At 68.4% G+C, this 16,684-nt stretch carries 13 protein-coding genes and 2 pseudogenes; 7 read left to right on the plus strand and 8 right to left on the minus strand.

Annotated elements, in window-relative coordinates; genetic code table 11:
- Positions 1-919 precede the first annotated feature (919 nt).
- The 3 genes from ACZ4MF_RS47160 to ACZ4MF_RS47170 all read left to right on the plus strand — a co-directional run bounded on the left by ACZ4MF_RS47160 (position 920) and on the right by ACZ4MF_RS47170 (position 3,575).
- The gene (locus ACZ4MF_RS47160; RefSeq protein WP_467500394.1) at positions 920-1,984 is read left to right on the plus strand and encodes a hypothetical protein; all 1,065 of its coding nucleotides are present in this window, start codon (positions 920-922) and stop codon (positions 1,982-1,984) included.
- Complete coding sequence (locus ACZ4MF_RS47165; RefSeq protein ID WP_467500396.1) at positions 1,939-2,199, plus strand: hypothetical protein; 261 nt, start codon at positions 1,939-1,941, stop codon at positions 2,197-2,199. Before ACZ4MF_RS47160 ends, ACZ4MF_RS47165 begins: the two co-directional genes overlap by 46 nt.
- 116 nt (positions 2,200-2,315) lie before the next feature.
- Positions 2,316-3,575, plus strand: coding sequence for an SNIPE associated domain-containing protein (locus tag ACZ4MF_RS47170; protein WP_467500398.1), 1,260 nt, complete (start codon positions 2,316-2,318; stop codon positions 3,573-3,575).
- A gap of 894 nt (positions 3,576-4,469) precedes the next feature.
- Here ACZ4MF_RS47170 and ACZ4MF_RS47175 read toward each other — a convergent pair.
- The 3 genes and pseudogenes from ACZ4MF_RS47175 to ACZ4MF_RS47185 form a co-directional block, all read right to left on the minus strand.
- A pseudogene (locus tag ACZ4MF_RS47175) lies at positions 4,470-4,907 on the minus strand (GNAT family N-acetyltransferase).
- A gap of 50 nt (positions 4,908-4,957) precedes the next feature.
- A complete protein-coding gene (msrA, locus tag ACZ4MF_RS47180; RefSeq protein WP_467500400.1) occupies positions 4,958-5,668 on the minus strand; it encodes a peptide-methionine (S)-S-oxide reductase MsrA in 711 nt (236 codons plus the stop codon).
- A gap of 199 nt (positions 5,669-5,867) precedes the next feature.
- Positions 5,868-6,986, minus strand: a complete 1,119-nt coding sequence (locus ACZ4MF_RS47185; protein WP_467500402.1) for a hypothetical protein — start codon at positions 6,984-6,986, stop codon at positions 5,868-5,870.
- A gap of 210 nt (positions 6,987-7,196) precedes the next feature.
- On the opposite strand from ACZ4MF_RS47185, the gene ACZ4MF_RS47190 reads away from it, so the two are divergent.
- Entirely contained in the window at positions 7,197-8,357 is a 1,161-nt protein-coding gene (locus tag ACZ4MF_RS47190) for a cystathionine gamma-synthase (protein ID WP_356026285.1), read from the plus strand.
- An 84-nt stretch (positions 8,358-8,441) separates the two neighbouring features.
- On the opposite strand, the gene ACZ4MF_RS47195 is transcribed toward ACZ4MF_RS47190, so the two are convergent.
- The 3 genes from ACZ4MF_RS47195 to ACZ4MF_RS47205 all read right to left on the minus strand — a co-directional run bounded on the left by ACZ4MF_RS47195 (position 8,442) and on the right by ACZ4MF_RS47205 (position 9,958).
- Positions 8,442-8,690, minus strand: a complete 249-nt coding sequence (locus ACZ4MF_RS47195) for a hypothetical protein (RefSeq protein ID WP_467500412.1) — start codon at positions 8,688-8,690, stop codon at positions 8,442-8,444.
- 64 nt (positions 8,691-8,754) lie between these two features.
- On the minus strand, positions 8,755-9,258 hold the full coding sequence (locus ACZ4MF_RS47200; protein ID WP_467500405.1) for a sigma factor-like helix-turn-helix DNA-binding protein: 504 nt from the start codon (positions 9,256-9,258) through the stop codon (positions 8,755-8,757).
- A gap of 196 nt (positions 9,259-9,454) precedes the next feature.
- A complete protein-coding gene (locus tag ACZ4MF_RS47205; protein WP_356026573.1) occupies positions 9,455-9,958 on the minus strand; it encodes a MarR family winged helix-turn-helix transcriptional regulator in 504 nt (167 codons plus the stop codon).
- A 162-nt stretch (positions 9,959-10,120) separates the two neighbouring features.
- On the opposite strand from ACZ4MF_RS47205, the gene ilvA reads away from it, so the two are divergent.
- From ilvA to ACZ4MF_RS47220, 3 genes are all read left to right on the plus strand, one after another.
- On the plus strand, positions 10,121-11,350 hold the full coding sequence (gene ilvA / locus ACZ4MF_RS47210) for a threonine ammonia-lyase (protein ID WP_467500407.1): 1,230 nt from the start codon (positions 10,121-10,123) through the stop codon (positions 11,348-11,350).
- A gap of 219 nt (positions 11,351-11,569) precedes the next feature.
- Positions 11,570-12,583, plus strand: a complete 1,014-nt coding sequence (locus ACZ4MF_RS47215) for an ATP-binding cassette domain-containing protein (RefSeq protein ID WP_467500408.1) — start codon at positions 11,570-11,572, stop codon at positions 12,581-12,583.
- Positions 12,584-12,779: 196 nt separating this feature from the next.
- Entirely contained in the window at positions 12,780-13,580 is an 801-nt protein-coding gene (locus ACZ4MF_RS47220) for an ABC transporter permease (RefSeq protein ID WP_467500409.1), read from the plus strand.
- A gap of 135 nt (positions 13,581-13,715) precedes the next feature.
- Here the strand turns inward: ACZ4MF_RS47220 and ACZ4MF_RS47225 are convergent.
- Positions 13,716-13,862: pseudogene (locus ACZ4MF_RS47225) on the minus strand (IS30 family transposase); the annotation flags it as partial.
- Positions 13,863-14,596: 734 nt separating this feature from the next.
- Positions 14,597-15,556: a hypothetical protein gene (locus tag ACZ4MF_RS47230; RefSeq protein WP_467500410.1), complete on the minus strand. Its 960-nt coding sequence runs from the start codon at positions 15,554-15,556 to the stop codon at positions 14,597-14,599.
- Positions 15,557-16,684: the final 1,128 nt, after the last annotated feature.

A 16,684-nucleotide genomic window follows, 5' to 3' on the forward strand; every position in this document is an offset into this window, starting at 1 on the left:
GCTCCGAGCCACATCCGGCAAGCCGCCTTGAGCCACACCCCGCCCTTCCGGGCCATCCAACAACTTACGGAGCCGCCTTGAACCAGTAGAGAAAGTTGTAACTCAGTCGGCTGCGTGGGGGCCTGCGTGGGGTTGAGCACTCCACAGCGCCGCCCACGGACTCACACGCCACAGAACACCAACGAGCTCCCTCTCAATCAGGCAAGGGGGCTCGCAGGGTCAGGCAGTCGCACACAGGCCTGGAATGGACCTCAGACCCACTCCACCTCGGAGACGATGTGCGGAGTACGTCCAAGGCCCGGCAGCGGCGTCCGAGAGAGCACCGGCGGCGCCGGCGGACGAGAGCTCGAAGCGCCGGCCGCAGACAACGCGGCCGCCACCTCCTCATCGCTCACTCCCGTCAGCGCCTCAATCAGCCGATCGAGTGCCTCGCTCACGTCAGTGCGCGTGACCACTCGAAGCGGGCGCCTGGCCTGCGTTCTTGACCGTCAGAGGAAGCAACTTCTTGCCGGTTGGGCCGATTTGTATCCGAGTGTCCATCTGTGGACAGGAAGGCACCCACACTCGCGCGACATGCGAGAGCGGCTGGCACTCGGGGGCTGCAGCCAGGTGATCCCATTCGGTAGCACTGGTTGGACGCCTCTTCTCTTCGACGGTTTCGATCTAGACAATCCAGATAACCGCAGGTGGGAGGCATCCTTCTTCAGTCAGGACGTCAGGTCAGCACTGCGGCTGAACACATGGGGTCGGGGCAGCCTGCACCGCGAAGGCGGCGGGCAACACCTAGCCCAGGGACAGGCCCGGGACCTGCTGCGACTCCGCCCTAAATTGTGGATCAACTTTCCAGCGGCAGTGATCATCGCTACGGTGAAACTCACAGGGATTGAGTCCTAGGCACCGGGTCTTCTGGGGGGATGTCATGGGCAGACGTCGCGGTCTCTTCGCGGAGCTGAACTACCAGGCGCAGCAGGCGGAGAAGCGTCGACGGCAGCAGGAGGCCGCCGCCCATCGTGCTCATCTTGCAGCGCAGCGCGAAGCCGAACGAGCCAGGAAGGCACACGAGCGCGCGCAGGCGGCGGCAGCAAGAGCCTCTGCCGCCGAGAAGAAGGCCGCAGAGCGTGAGGCCGCGCGGCTCCAGGTGGAGTCCCGGCTCGCCGAGGTTGAGTCCATGAACACCGATCTGGCCAGCGACCTCGCCGATATCGACAGTCTGCTCGCCTGGGCCCTGGACGTAGACGACCACGTCGATCTCGAATCATTGAAGATCTCGCAGGTTAAGCATCCTCCCTTCGAGCCCGGTGGACTGGCTGTCCCTACGACCGAGGTTGTGGAGCCGAAGTACGCCCCTGAGCCCGTGTATCAGGAGCCGACTGCACCCAGCGGACTCTCAGCCGTGCTTGGCGGCAAGAAGCGGCACCAACGGGCCGTCGAGGGGGCCAGGGCCGCTTTTGAGAAGGCGCATGATGACTGGGAGCTCTCCAGGGATGCTCTCCACAACCGTCACGTCAAGGCAGTGGCCTGGCGCGAGAAGATGGAAGCCAAGCGCGTGGCGAAACTATCTGCCGCCGAGGAGAAATATAGGCAGGAATGCGAGAAGCGTGAGGCTAAGGCGTCAGCGCACAACGCCGAGCTCACCAAGCTCATCAATGACCTTGCCTTCGATGTCGAATCCGCTATCGAGGAGTACATCGGCATCGTCCTGTCCAACTCGGTCTACCCCGAGGTCTTCCCGGTCGAGCACGACCATGCGTTCAATCTCGCATCTCGAGAACTCACGCTCACTTTCAGCGTTCCAGAGCCCTCAACTCTACCTTCAGTGAAGGGCTACCGATACGTGAAAGCGAAGGACGAGATAACTTCAACTGCCCTGCCCGTCCGTGAAAAGAAGGAGCGGTATGCGAATGCGGTCTGGCAGGTCGCAGTTCGCAGTCTGCACGAATGTTCGAGGCCGACCACGCTGGCAAAATCCACTCGATCGCGCTGACAGTCGGCGTCAATACAATCGACCCCGCCACCGGCCTTCCGACCACTGTTCCTCTTGCCGTCGTCGCCGCGGACCGCGAGACCTTCAACGGGTTCGATCTGGCAAAAGTTATCCCGCAGGCCACTTTGCAGCACCTCGGTGCCGCGATGTCGAAGTCGCCATTCGACCTCGTATCAGCAGACACCAGCCGCGGCGTTCGCGTTCGAGGAAAGTGACGATGCGGTTCAACCCACCGCCAGGGTGGCCCACCCCGCCCGAGGGCTGGACTCCTCCGCCAGGATGGAAGCCCGACCCGGCCTGGCCGGCACCACCCCCTGGCTGGAACCTCTTCGTGTCCGACGACGAGGCCGAATCGGACGACGACGTCGACGAGTCCGCCACCGTGTCAACCGCCGAAACCTCCACCGGCCCGGCGCAAGAGGCACCGGGAACTAGGTCAACCGAGACATTTGCTGGCCCCCCAACTGGACTACCGTTTCGCGGGGTCGACCCCGCGCCGCTGTTGGCCCGTATCGCCGATCTCGAAGCCGCGCTCGCCGCCGCACGGAGTGGCGCCGACGTGATCGATCTCAGCGACCAGCGCGCATTGCAGGACGTCGGCATCTATCGCTACCACCATCCTCTGGAGAGTGCGGCAGCCTACAAGGACCGGCTCCGCAGCCTCGAGGGCCAGATCGACGACGTCGTCAAGAGCGGTCGCGCGATCGTCGCCGCCGACATGTTCACCTTCGATGGATCTCTGGCACGAGGGCGGAAACTTGTTGGCGATCTGTCCAAGCTGATGCTACGGGCCTACAACGCGGAGGCCGACAACTGCGTGCGCTCGCTGAGGTCAGGGAACGTGCGCACCGCGCAGAAGCGGCTGGAGTCGGCGGTTACCGCGATCGAGAGGCTAGGGGCGATCATGGAGATGCGGATCAGCCCCGAGTATCACGCTCTGCGAATCGCTGAGCTCGAACTGACTGCAGACTTTCAGATGAAGATGCAGGAAGAACGCGAACGCGCCCGCCAGGAGCGCCAGCTTCTCCGCGAACAGCGCCGGGCTGAGCAGGAGTTGGCCGCCGAGAAGGAGCGACTCGAGAAAGAGCGAGCGCACTACATCAGCGTCCTGGAATCCCTCCGCGCCAAAGGCGACGACACCGCTGTCACCGAACTCTCCCGCCGCCTCGCGGACATCGAAAAGGCCATCGCAGCCAACGACTACCGCATCGCGAACATCCGCGCCGGCTACGTATACGTCATCTCCAATGTTGGCGCCTTTGGTCCGAACATCGTCAAGATCGGCATGACCCGCCGCCTCGAACCGATGGACCGCGTCCGGGAGCTCGGCGACGCTTCAGTGCCGTTCCGGTACGACGTCCATGCCATGTTCTTCTCCGAGGACGCCGTGACACTGGAGTCTGAACTCCATAAGGCGTTTGCCGATCGACGCGTCAACTTCGTCAACGAGCGACGCGAGTTCTTCTTCGCCACACCATCCGAGGTTCGAGCGCTATTGGCAGACAGGGTAGGCGGCCTGCTTGAGTTCACGGAGGAACCCGCGGCTCTCGAGTACTTCCAGAGCCGTAGCCGCTGGCCACAGCAGAGCTGAATATGCTGGAGGCGTCGGGGACAGCGCCAGCAGTGTCCGCGTCCTCCTAGCCCGGCAACCCATCAGAGCGTGGCGGGCAGGTGGAGCGCGCCACTGTACGAACGGCCTGGACGCCACGGGCCGCGTCTGCTCGGCTCTGCCTGGGTCGATCGTATGCGGGATGGGAGCACTCCTCGCACGCCACTACGGACCCGCGGCCGGGAACGGCCCCCCTCCATCGCTGTTCCGGCCGATCCCCCGCCGGAGGCTCTGTTCTGACCGTGGCCGTGCTCTACGGTGATCGGCTCATGGCCCCGGCCCTATCCACCAGTGGGCGCGCGTCGGCGCAGGGCGGGCGGAGCGGGCCGGAGGCAGGAACGGCGCCCGCAGCGGAGCCGGAAGCGCGCCTGACGGACGGAGCACAGCCGGGGAGCCTTGATGATGTACAGCAACTCACACCGGCCGCGTGAGGCAGTCCACACCGGCAACCCATAGACTCATGTGCCACCGAACGCCAACGAGCCCCCTTCCCAGTCAGGAAAGGGGGCTCGCGGAGCCATGCAGCCACGCACAGGCTGTACGGACCTCAGACCCACTCCACTTCGGAGACGATGTGCGGGGAAGTTCCAGGGCACGGCAGCGGCGTCCGAGAGGACGCCGGCGGCGCTGACGGGCGAGGGACCGAGACGCCAACCGCAGCCAACGCAGCGGCCACCTCTCTCGCTCGCTCCCGCCTCAATCACCCGATCGAGTGCCTCGCTCACGTCAGTGTGCGTGACCACTCGAAGCGGGCGCCTGGCCTGCGTTCTTGACCGTCAGAGGAAGCAACTTCTTGCCGGTCGGGCCGATTTGTATCCGAGTGTCCATCTGCGGGCACACACCGCAGGCCAAGCAAGGCATGCCGGTGTGGACGGCCTACCCGTCGATCGCGAAGCGATAGACCGTCGACTGCCGGGCAGTGAAGCCTAGGCGTTCATAGAGCCGGTTCGCCGTCGCCCGATCCGGTCGGGAGGTGAGATCAACTGTCCGCGCGCCTGCCTCCCGGGCAATCCGCAATGCCTCCTGAGTGAGGAGGCCGGCGACTCCCTGCCCCCGTGCAGTGCTGTCCACGACGACGTCTTCAATGCGTGCTCGCAAGCCGGAGGGCAGCGGTAGCAGCACCAGCGTCAGAGTGCCGACGACCTCATCGGGTGCCCGGGCGACGAGCACCGTGTTCGCGTCTCACGTCACCATCCGGTCGACCGCTTCGTAGTCGAGCGGCTTCGCCGTCGAGGACAGCTGTGGCAGCAGCCGACCGAAGGCATCCACGAGTTCGTGACTCGCTTCACGGGCGATCTCTACACGGAAGTCCATGCCGTGAGCCTATCCACCGCCAGGTGCGGAGCAGCGGCATTGCGCGCGGACTACCCCTCGGTGACCTCCGGCGCCGGAGCGATGCCCGTCGGGCAGGAAGCCCCCCAGTTCGTCTCGAACGGGGTACTTAGCTTGACGCCCGTCCCACCGAGCCCGCAGTAGCCGGCCGGGTTCTTGTCGAGGTACTGCTGGTGGTACGCCTCCGCCGGGTAGAAGGGGCGGCCTTCGGAGGGGAGGAGTTCTGTGGTGATCGTGCCGTAGCCGGAGGCGGAGAGGACCTGCTGGTAGGCGGTGCGGGAGGCCTCGGCGGTGGTGGCCTGGTCGGGGGTGTGGGTGTAGATCGCCGAGCGGTACTGCGTGCCCACGTCGTTGCCCTGGCGGAAGCCCTGGGTCGGGTTGTGGGACTCCCAGAACGTCTTCAGTAGACGCTCGTAGGAGAGCACCTTCGGGTCGTGGACCACGCGGACCACCTCCGTGTGGCCGGTCAGGCCCGAACAGACCTCCTCGTAGGTGGGGTACTGCGTGTAGCCGCCCTGATAGCCCACCAGCGTCGTGTACACGCCCGGGAGCTGCCAGAACCTGCGCTCGGCACCCCAGAAGCAGCCCATCCCGAAGTCGGCGATCTCCAGGCCTTCGGGGTAGGGGCCGAGGAGCGGCACGCCGAGGACGGTGTGGCGGTCGGGGATCGCGTAGGGGAGTGAGGGGCGGCCCGTGAGGGCCTGCTCGGGGGTGGGCAGCTGCGGGACGCGGCCGAAGAGCATGGGGTCTCCCTGTCGGTCGGGGCGGGGCCGGTCCCGGTGAGCGGGCCGGCACGCAGGAGGAACGTCCGGCGGTGGGGGTGAATTCCGGTCAGGCTCTCGCCGTCATCGTTGCGTCACATCTCCCGTGGACCCGGCCCGTCCGGTCGGCCCGCCTCGGCCCAGCGGACTCGGCCCCGCTCACCCGGACCGTCTCGTCCGCTCAGCCCGGCAGGCTCGCGGGGCTGCCGCCGTTGGCCTCGTAACCCGCCACCGCGAGTGCGCGGTAGACGGCGAACTCGGCGGCCGGGTCGGCGGACAGGGTCCAGGGCAGCGCACCGACGTGCCCGTCGACGTGTATCAGCTGGTGCATGGCCTCGGCCCAGCGTTCGGCGCGCACCAGGAAGAAGATCAGCAGATGGCGGACGTGGGCCAGCATCGGGTCGTCGGGGCGGGCCGAGTGCACCGCGTGCAGGGCGCCGTGCATCGCCCTGGTGACGACCTCGCTCTGGTAGAAGCCCGCCACCAGGTTCACCTCGGGGAGGTGCTCGAAGACCGCGAAGAGCGGCAGCGCGGCGAGCAGCGAGCCCTGCGGGGCGCGGGCCGCCGCGGCCTCGGCGAAGGAGTACGCCAGCTGCCGCGAGCCGTGCCACTTCTCGCACCAGTAGTGCAGCGCCGCCAGATGCGCGCCCATGTGATGCGGCGCGCGGTCGAGGATCTTCAGCCAGAGCTGCTCGAACTCGGCCTGCGGACAGGCCAGTCCACGGGCGACGGACAGCTCGACGATGTACGGCACCGGGTCGCCGGGCGCCAGCAGGGCCGCCTGTCCGCACGCCTCGCGGGCCTCCTCCATGATGATCCGGAAGTCGTCCGTGCCCGGCGTCGACGTGCGCCACGCCTGCTGCGCCAGGAACTCCGCGTGCACGGCGGCACCGCCCGCGTCCTTGGGCTGCTCGGCCCGCCACACCCGCAGCCACTGGCCGCCCGGCGTCTCGTGCACCCCGCCCGGCCGCTGCTGCAGCTCCAGCGCGGCGGCGCCCGCGAAGGCCTGCACCCGCTGCCAGCGCCGCTCGCCCTCCTTCTCGGTGCCGGCCAGCAGCTGGGCCGCCGCGCGGTAGTCCTGCGTGTGCTGCACCAGCTCCAGCACGTCCAGCAGATCCTGGTCCGCGCCGGGCATTCGTATGTCCAGCTCCTCCTGGCGCACGAAGCCGTAGGCCGCCGGGTCGGCGGCGTCCGGGTGTTCCGGGGGGACCTGCTCGATCACTCCGCGCCTGCGCCGCATGAACGGGAGCAGGACGAAGCTCAGCATGAGCAGCGCCATCAGCAGCCAGAGAATCGCCATGCCTCAAGCGAACCAGACACCGCCGACAAAGTGCCAACCCCCGCCGGAGGCTGTGGAAAACTCCCGTCGGGAGCATGACAGGCGAGGGGCTGTCCGGTACCGGACGGGCGGCGTCCGACACAGGGAAATCCCTTCTTCCCCCGCTCATCGCACCGCTCCTCGGGCCCGGCGGGCGACGGCATCCGGTAAGGCGCATTACGCTCGGTGCACATGAGCGACAGGCACATCAGTCAGCACTTCGAGACCCTCGCGATCCACGCGGGCAACACCGCGGATCCCCTCACCGGCGCGGTCGTCCCGCCGATCTACCAGGTGTCGACCTACAAGCAGGACGGCGTCGGCGGGCTGCGCGGCGGTTACGAGTACAGCCGCAGCGCCAACCCCACCCGTACCGCCCTGGAGGAGAACCTCGCCGCGCTGGAGGGCGGCCGCCGCGGTCTCGCGTTCGCGTCCGGCCTCGCGGCCGAGGACACCCTGCTGCGCACGCTGCTCACCCCGGGCGACCACGTGGTCATCCCCAACGACGCCTACGGCGGCACCTTCCGGCTCTTCGCCAAGGTCGCCACCCGCTGGGGTGTGGAGTGGTCCGTCGCCGACACCAGCGACCCGGCCTCCGTACGCGCCGCGCTCACCCCGAAGACCAAGGCCGTCTGGGTGGAGACCCCCTCCAACCCGCTGCTCGGCATCACCGACATCGCCGCCGTGGCCCAGGTCGCCCACGACGCGGGCGCGAAGCTCGTCGTCGACAACACCTTCGCCACGCCGTACCTCCAGCAGCCGCTGGCGCTCGGGGCCGACGTCGTCGTGCACTCGCTCACCAAGTACATGGGCGGTCACTCCGACGTGGTCGGCGGCGCGCTGATCGTCTCCGACCAGGCGCTCGGCGAGGAACTGGCCTACCACCAGAACGCGATGGGCGCCGTCGCCGGCCCCTTCGACTCCTGGCTGGTGCTGCGCGGCACCAAGACCCTCGCGGTGCGCATGGACCGGCACAGCGAGAACGCCACGAAGATCGCCGACATGCTGACCCGGCACGCGCGCGTGACGCAGGTGCTGTACCCGGGCCTGCCCGAGCATCCCGGTCACGAGACCGCCGCCAAGCAGATGCGGGCGTTCGGCGGCATGGTGTCCTTCCGTGTCGAGGGCGGCGAGGAGGCCGCCGTCGAGGTGTGCAACCGCGCCAAGGTGTTCACCCTCGGCGAGTCGCTCGGCGGTGTGGAGTCCCTGATCGAGCACCCCGGCCGGATGACGCACGCCTCCGCGGCGGGCTCCGCGTTGGAGGTCCCCGCCGACCTGGTGCGTCTGTCGGTCGGCATCGAGAACGTCGACGACCTGCTCCAGGACCTTCAGCAGGCCCTGGGCCAGGCCTGATCCGCCCGTCCCCGCACGCCGTCCCCGCACCTCCGTCGTACCCGCCCGGCACGCGCGCCCGCGCACGCGTGCCGGGCGGCGGGCTCACCAGCCCGTGAGCAGCGGTGTCGTCTGGGACGGCGGCTGCGTCCACGGGTGCACGCGGGCCGCCCACACACAGAACGCGACGGCGGCGGCGCACGCCAGCAGCCACAGCACCCGGCGGACCGCCTGCCTGCGCCGCAGCAGACGCTCACCGCGGCGCACCGCCTCCGCCCACAGGTCCTGCGGTACCGGCGCCGAGGCCCGCTCCATGATCTGCCGTACGGCGGCCTCCCGCTCGGCCCGGTTCACGACGCCCGCCACGCACGCGTGGGACCCGCCGTGACACCGCACGTCTCATGACGGACGCCCCGCCTCACGACGGTGCCACCTTCGTACCCACCGCGCGCGGGGCGGCCTGGCGGGCGGGGTGCAGCACGGTGGCCGTCGCGCGGTCGCAGACGGTGTGCACGCGCTCGATGGGCAGCCCCAGCAGAGCCGCCGTCTGCTGCTCGGCGACCCCCTCGTAGAGCCGCAGCACCAGGATCAGCCGTTCCTGTGGAGCGAGGGCGGCGAGCGGGCTGCGCGGATCCGGTCGGGCGCGGCCGAAGACGCCGTACTGGTGCCAGGTCGCGCGCGCGAAGCGGCCGGCGAGGAACTGGCGGGCGCAGTCGTACGGGTCCTCGCCGTGCAGGCGGTCCCAGTGCGCGTAGGTGTGGGCGAGCGCGTGCGTCAGCAGGCGCCGCGCGCGCGGGTTGCCGTCCGGTGCCTCCGCCGTGAGCAGCGTGGCGGCATGCAGCAGGCGCCCGGCGGCGCCCGCGACGAACGCCTCGAACTCCCGGGCCCGGCGGGCATGTCGGGCCGCCTGCCGATCAGACACCGCTCCTCCCCCCCCACGCACGGGGCCCTGTCCGGTACCAGACAGGTGAACCGCGTACGACGCAGGACCCGGTCTCATATGAGGACAGCGGCGGCCCCCGGTCAAGAGGCCGGAACCGACCGGTCGTGACGGCGGGGGACGGCCTGGCGGCGGTCGGAGGGAACGGGCGGTGGCCGCGGTCGGGCGTGCCCCGCGGTCAGGAGGCCGGCGGCTGCTCCGCCGGTACGCTCCCCGGTGTCATCCGCGCGGAGAGCGCGCGGTTGAAGCGGGTGAGCAGCGAGCAGAACTGCTCGCGGTCCTCCGGCTCCCAGCCCTCGGTCAGCTCGGCCATCAGCTGACGCCTGGAGTCGCGCACCTCCTGCAGCCGTGCCGCCCCGCGCGGGGACAGCTGCAGCACCACGGCCCGCCCGTCCTCGGGGTGCGAGGTGCGCTTGACGAGCCCCGTGTCGACCAGCGGGGCCACCTGCCGGGTGACCGTGGAGGAGTCGATGCCCATGCTCGCCGCGAGCGCCTTGACGCCCATCGGGCCTTCCCGGTCAAGGCGGTTGAGCAGCAGATACGCCGCGCGGTCCATGGAGTTGCGCACCTGCCCGACGCCCCCGAGCCGGGTCTGTTCGGCACGGCGCGCGAACACCGCCACCTCGTGCTGGAGGGTGTCGAGAAGACCGGTGTCACCGACGGTCGTCATGTCCATCGACATTTCAGGTGTTGTGGGCATGGCCGGAGGCTCGCTTCATGAAGGACTGCTGGGTTGGGGGACAGGGTACGCGGCCCGGGCGTGGACCGTACCGGCGCTGCGCAAACCGGTCTCGGTGCTTGGTCACACCCGCCGGGTACGGCCGTGAACTGCGATGCTGGAGTCATGAGCTACGGCACGGCTGACTCCTTGCGTTCCGTCACCCTCGACGACGTGCGGGGCGCCCAGAAGATGCTCTCGGGCGTGGCACGGGTGACCGCGATGGAGGGCAGCCGGCACCTGTCGCAGCTGGTCGGCGCGCCGGTGCACCTCAAGTGCGAGAACCTCCAGCGGACCGGCTCGTTCAAGCTGCGCGGCGCCTACGTGCGGATCGCCGGGCTGCTGCCGGAGGAGCGGGCGGCCGGGGTGGTGGCCGCGAGCGCCGGGAACCACGCGCAGGGTGTCGCGCTGGCCTCCGCGCTGCTGGGCGTGCACGCCACGGTGTTCATGCCGAAGGGCGCGCCGCTGCCGAAGATCAGTGCCACCCGGGAGTACGGCGCGGAGGTGCGCCTGCACGGCCAGGTGGTCGACGAGACGCTGGCCGCCGCCGAGGAGTACGCGGCGAAGACGGGTGCGGTGTTCATCCACCCCTTCGACCACCGGGACGTCATCGCCGGTCAGGGCACGGTCGGCCTGGAGATCCTGGAGCAGTGCCCGGAGGCGCGCACGATCGTCGTGGGCATGGGCGGCGGCGGGCTCGCGGCCGGCATCGCGGTCGCGGTGAAGGCGATCCGGCCGGACGTCAGGATCGTCGGCGTGCAGGCGGCGGGCGCGGCGGCCTATCCGCCCTCGCTGGCCGCCGGGCACCCGGTGTCGGTGCAGAACCCGGCGACGATGGCCGACGGCATCAAGGTGGGGCGGCCGGGCGTGGTGCCGTTCGGGATCGTCAAGGACCTGGTCGACGAGGTGCGTACGGTCGGCGAGGACGAGCTGTCGGCGGCCCTGCTGCTGTGCCTGGAGCGGGCCAAGCTGGTCGTGGAGCCGGCCGGGGCGAGCCCGGTGGCGGCGCTGCTGGCCGCGCCGGACACCTTCGAGGGCCCGGTCGTCACGGTGCTCTCCGGTGGCAACGTCGACCCGGTGCTGATGCAGCGCGTGCTGCGGCACGGCATGGCCGCACAGGGCCGCTACCTGGCCGTTCGGCTGCGGCTGACGGACCGCCCAGGCGCTCTCGCCACGCTTCTCGGCGTGTTGTCGGCGGTCGACGCCAACGTCCTCGACGTGAGCCACGTCCGCACCGATCCCCGGCTCGGGCTCACGGAGGCGGAGGTGGAGTTGCACCTGGAGACGAAGGGCCCGGTGCACTGCGCCGAGGTCGGCCGGGCCCTGCGTGACGCGGGCTACACGGTCATGGACTGAAGCCCGCCCCCTCCCGCCCCCTCACGGTCACTCGTTCGCGTAAGCCCTCGTAATCCGTCGTCACCCCTCTTGAGGGACGCGATACATCGCGTTATGGTGTGTCGTGTGCCGCCGGACCGCCTGCCCGCACCGGGAAAATCGCAGGCGTATTCGAGCGCGCATACCTACGCTTTCCCGGAGAACTCCGGACGTCCCATTCCCGACGACGTGGAGACAGACATGCCAGGCGCCATCTATGCCGAAGGCCTGGTGAAGACCTTCGGTGACGTAAGGGCTCTGGACGGCGTCGACCTCGATGTGCCCGAGGGCACGGTGCTCGGCCTGCTCGGGCCGAACGGCGCCGGCAAGACGACGGCCGTCCGCTGCCTGACGACCCTGCTGCGCCCCGACAGCGGCAAGGCGGTCGTCGCGGGCGTGGACGTGCTCAAGCACCCCGACACCGTGCGGCGTTCCATCGGCCTGTCCGGCCAGTTCGCGGCGGTCGACGAGTATCTGACCGGCCGGGAGAACCTCCAGATGGTCGGCCGGCTGTACCAGTTGCGGTCGAAGGCGGCCAAGGCGCGCGCGGCGGAGCTGCTGGAGCAGTTCCACCTCGCGGACGCTGCCGACCGACCCGCCAAGACCTACTCCGGAGGCATGCGCCGCCGGCTCGACCTCGCCGCGGCCCTGGTGGTCTCGCCGCCGGTGATGTTCATGGACGAGCCGACGACCGGCCTCGACCCGCGCAACCGCCAGCAGCTGTGGGAGGTCATCAAGCAGCTCGTCTCGGGCGGTACGACCCTGCTGCTCACCACGCAGTATCTGGAGGAGGCCGACCACCTCGCGCACGACATCGCGGTGGTCGACCACGGCCGGGTCATCGCCAAGGGCACCTCCGACCAGCTCAAGGCCCGCACCGGCGGCGAGCGCGTCGAGGTCGTGGTGCACGAGCGAGAGCACATCGCGACCGCCGCGCGGGTGCTGCGGGGCTTCGGCAAGGGCGACACCACCGTCGAGGACCACACCCGCAAGCTCACGGTCCCGGTCACCGGCGGCGCGAAGCTGCTCGCCGAGATCATCCGGGAGCTGGACAGCCGCGGGATCGAGATAGACGACATCGGGCTGCGCCGCCCCACCCTCGACGACGTCTTCCTGTCGCTGACGGGACACGTCGCCGAAGCGGCCGGCCCGGACGCCCGGGACGAGAACGACGACGAGAGCCGCCCGCGGGGCGGCAAGGAGGCCGTGAAGTGAGCGCCGTCACCGACGCCGTGCGGGTGGCACCGCCGGGAAACCCTCTCGTTTGGTCCGTCCGCGACTCCATGGTCGTGGCGCAGCGGAACCTGATCCGCATGTCCAGGATCCCGGATCCTGTTCGCTCGTCTCGGACAGGTTCCATCTCGCCGAGTATCCGAGACCGGCGGCCCAACGCCATGAAGGAGCAGGCCAGGTGAGCGCCGTGAACGATTCGCTCGTCGTCGCCCAACGGAACTTGATTCGCATGGGCCGGATTCCCGAGATGCTTATTTTTGGGCTGATTCAGCCCATCATGTTTGTGGTGCTGTTCACCTACGTGTTCGGTGGCTCGATCCAGGTCGGTGGGTCCAACTCCACTCAGGCGTACCGAGAGTTCCTGATGGCAGGCATTTTCGCCCAGACGGTCACGTTCGCCACGGCGGGCGCCGGTGCGGGTATCGCCGACGACATGCACAAGGGGCTCATAGATCGCTTCCGCTCCTTGCCGATGGCGCGCGGCGCGGTCCTGACCGGGCGCACTCTCGCCGACCTGGTCCAGACGGCGCTCACCCTCGTCGTCCTGGCGGTCGTCGCCCTGATCGTTGGCTGGCGTACGCACGAGAACCTCGGCAAGGTGCTCGCCGGATTCGGCCTGCTCCTGCTGCTCGGGTACGCGTTCTCGTGGATCGGTGCGCTCATCGGCCTGACCGTGCGCACTCCCGAAGCGGCGACGTCGGGCGGCCTGATCTGGCTGTTTCCGCTGACGTTCATCTCGAACGCCTTCGTGGACGCGAACCAGATGCCGGCCTTCCTGCGGCACATAGCGGAGTGGAACCCGTTCAGCGCCACTGTGCAGGCATCCCGCGAGCTGTTCGGCAACCTCCCCCCGGGCTTCCACACGCCCGGCGCCTGGCCCATGCAGCACCCTGTGCTGGCCTCGCTGATCTGGTCGGTCGTGATCATCGCGGTCTTCCGCACCCTCGCGGTCCGCAAGTACCGCCGGGCGGCGGGTTGATGGCTCCGCCGGCTCCTGGTCGTGCAAAAGATAGGTAGGTTGCATTCGGCTTGGGCAGGTTTCTGACCAGGGGTAAGGAGCTACAAGGAAGCCCCCTCCGTCAGGCGAATTCCAGGGGTCGTTGCAACACAGAGATCAACTGGCTGTGGCCAGGAGCTTAGCGAGGCGCTCGGCTGGGGTTTCCCAGCCGAGCGTTTTGCGTGGGCGACTGTTCAGCTCGGCGGCGACGGCCGCCAGGTCTTCGGATGTGTGGTCGGCCAAGTCGGTGCCCTTGGGGAAGTGTCAGCCTGTGGGCCGCGCGGCAGGCCAGCCACACTGGCGGTGATCGCCCGCCTACGCGGTGATCGACGGTGTCCGGCTGCTCCGTCCGTACGCAACCCTCGGCCTCCTCGGCGCCGCCCTGTGCGCGCCCTCAGTCAAGTCGAACGCCTCTACCCCGTCGAAGACGAAGTCCTTGGCCACCTCCGCGGATGACGGGCCGGTCCACCCGGCAGCCGGCTCCGGCCCACGGGTCACACGGCAGCACAGGCTCGGCGGGACAGGCGTCAAGCTAAGTACCCATTCGAGACGAACTGGGGAGCTTCCTGCCCGACAGGGGTTGCGCCGGCTCCGGAAGCCACGGAGCAGTAGCCCCGCAGCCCGTGTTCCGATCCAACCAGCCGTGCCGTTGTCCATCGCGCAGCCAGTCCGGGTTGGGAGGTCCATGGTGGCCCACTAGGCATCACAGCATTGATGTGCGGCCTCCTCCACAGTCGTAACCGGTCGGCCGGCTCACCGGGTAACGGATGAGGCACGACGGCCCCGGCAGCAGCCAGATTCCTACTGCCTCTGGCATGGACGGAATCGATGTGATGCCGAAGTTCGCAGAGGCAGGGCATCGGGTGTACCAGCCGATGGCGGACGAGGCCCAGACACGCGCCGGTCTGGGGCTCTGCCGGCGGGCGGAGCCAGCGCATTGCCGTTGAGCTACGCAGCGGGACCTCAGATGGATATTCGGCTGACCCGTTGGACAGGTTCTAGTCGGTGTCGTCGGTCCCAGCGAGGAGTGCGGCGCTGCGGATCGCAGTCAGCCACTCTTCCATGAACCGTTCGGCGGTCTCGCGTTCATCCGGACCGCCAAACAGCGGTGGCCCGGTGAGCAACTGGTCGTTCAGCACTTGGTATACGGCATCCAGGTGTGGGTCTAGGCACGAGAAGAGGTTCTGGGCGAAGACCGATGTCTTGTTGCTGCTGGCCGACATCAAAAGCAGCATGTGGTCTACGCCCAGTTCGTTGATGCGCTTGCGGACAGCCGTGAGACCAGGGGTGTCTGGCATCAGCAGGCCGTGCATGAGTAGCAACGAGCCGAAGCCCTGGAGCCCTAACGCAACGGTCCGTGCTCTACGAAGCGCGTCGTCCGTGGCGTGCAGAAACCTGTCACGCGGATCCTGACCCGCGGACGGTGGGAGGAGTGGGCGCCCGGCGAGCTCGGCTTCGGTAAGGGATTTTTTCAATACCTCGACCGGTACCCGAGGGAACATCCCGCTTGCGACGAGCACCTCCGTCAACGCGTCGGCACCAAGCTCATCGGGTTCAAAGCCCAAGGCGGCCAGCAGCTGTACGGTTCCGGTGTCGACCTTCTCATTGCGAAATGCGGAATCAGGCAAGTCCTCACCGGTCGTGAGTGCATGGCGCATCTCTTCCAGGTTCCAGACAGGCCGCCTCAGGTCGCGAGCTGTCAGCGCCGCCTGTTCGAAGACAGCGTCTTGCTCTTCCTCGCTTAGCGCTGAGCGGGCCAGAGAGACCTGGGGTGCCATGGGCGAGGACCTGGCCGCCGCCCATAGCACTGCTTCCCGCAGCTTCGGCAGCGGTGGATCGGGGGGCGCGGGATGATCGCCGGAGCCCGGCAAGCCAGCAGCCCGAAACCAGTCGACGACCGTCAGCCTGAGGTCGCGTCCCCTCTTGGTGAAGCGGGCCAATGCTGCGGCGGCTTCCACATGTTCGGTCGTGCACTGAGCAACGAAGCCATGACCACGGCCCAGGCTCCGGCGAGGGAACCGGCGGAGCAGTCCGGCGGCCCGCCACCGCTCAAGTTGTGCGGCCGACGCGCGGAGCCTCCGAACGGCCAGGGCGTCGATGAGCGCCTTCTCAGCGGTGCTTGGCCCGCTCCGTGTCATGAAGTCACCGTACTCTTACAACCCCGCGAAGTTACTTCTCCGAGAGCCCTGACGCGCTGACTTACTGGGAGCCCGGCCCTTCAGCCGATGGATCAGTGCGAAGCGAGGAGAGGTTAGCTATGGAGAGATTCGATGTCCGGTCAGCCCGCTGGCTGACCAGGAGCGTAGGGCGGAGCGCTGCCACCTTCGCGCTGGTCGTCGTCGCTAGGACTACCTCCGGAACCCTGCTTCTCATCGTCCTTGCGATGGTCGCGCTCCTGCTGTTCGTTGTCTTCTCCACCGTGATCATGGCGGCTGTGTTCTCGCGGTCACCGGCTCGACGACACGCCGCCACGAGTACCGCAGATCGTCTCCTCAGACTGGTCCCCTGGTACCGCTCGACCTCGGCGCCACCAGACCCGCGGACCCGTGACGGTCGTAGCCGCTCCGTTTCCTCAGATCACGCCCACAATCCGACGCGTACGCTGGCAGTACAGCAACGGCGTACCGCATCCGTCGCGATCGACCCCAACCTCCCCCGCACTTGAGGGTCTGGCTGACCGCATCGTTCGACCCCAGCGGTCGCCCTGCCGGTAGTTCGCTTCGAGGAGTCAAAGGAAGGGCCCTGGGCGCACCACTGTCGTGTCGGCAACTCGCTGTCCGAGAACGATCACCATCGACCAGCAAGAGCCGCTGTGTCGTTCCCAACGGAAACTACGTCCTGCAACTCGGCCCGTTGGCCCAGTCTCCGCCGCGGGCAGCGACGGAGTGGGCCCACACCCTGCCTGCTTAGCTAAGGTGACTTGCGGGTCTCTGGGCTCGTCGTAGATCCCGCTCCAACTAGCGATCAGGAAAGAGAACTGTGCGCAGTCTGGCTAGTGCGTTGACCACGAACGTTGCCGGGGTTGATCAGGCGGCTTTGGGGCGTGGGCGGCCCCAGCGTTGCTGGCGTTCGCTGCGGACCTTGGC

Source organism: Streptomyces sp. NPDC025793 (genome assembly GCF_055558375.1).

Excerpts from the sequence above, each read along its gene's own strand:
- ACZ4MF_RS47160 (WP_467500394.1), top strand. The coding sequence starts at position 920 with ATGGGCAGACGTCGCGGTCTCTTCGCGGAGCTGAACTACCAGGCGCAG.
- ACZ4MF_RS47165 (WP_467500396.1), top strand. The coding sequence starts at position 1,939 with ATGTTCGAGGCCGACCACGCTGGCAAAATCCACTCGATCGCGCTGACA.
- msrA (WP_467500400.1), bottom strand. The coding sequence starts at position 5,668 with ATGCTCTTCGGCCGCGTCCCGCAGCTGCCCACCCCCGAGCAGGCCCTC.
- ACZ4MF_RS47185 (WP_467500402.1), bottom strand. The coding sequence starts at position 6,986 with ATGGCGATTCTCTGGCTGCTGATGGCGCTGCTCATGCTGAGCTTCGTC.
- ACZ4MF_RS47190 (WP_356026285.1), top strand. The coding sequence starts at position 7,197 with ATGAGCGACAGGCACATCAGTCAGCACTTCGAGACCCTCGCGATCCAC.
- ACZ4MF_RS47205 (WP_356026573.1), bottom strand. The coding sequence starts at position 9,958 with ATGTCGATGGACATGACGACCGTCGGTGACACCGGTCTTCTCGACACC.
- ilvA (WP_467500407.1), top strand. The coding sequence starts at position 10,121 with ATGAGCTACGGCACGGCTGACTCCTTGCGTTCCGTCACCCTCGACGAC.
- ACZ4MF_RS47215 (WP_467500408.1), top strand. The coding sequence starts at position 11,570 with ATGCCAGGCGCCATCTATGCCGAAGGCCTGGTGAAGACCTTCGGTGAC.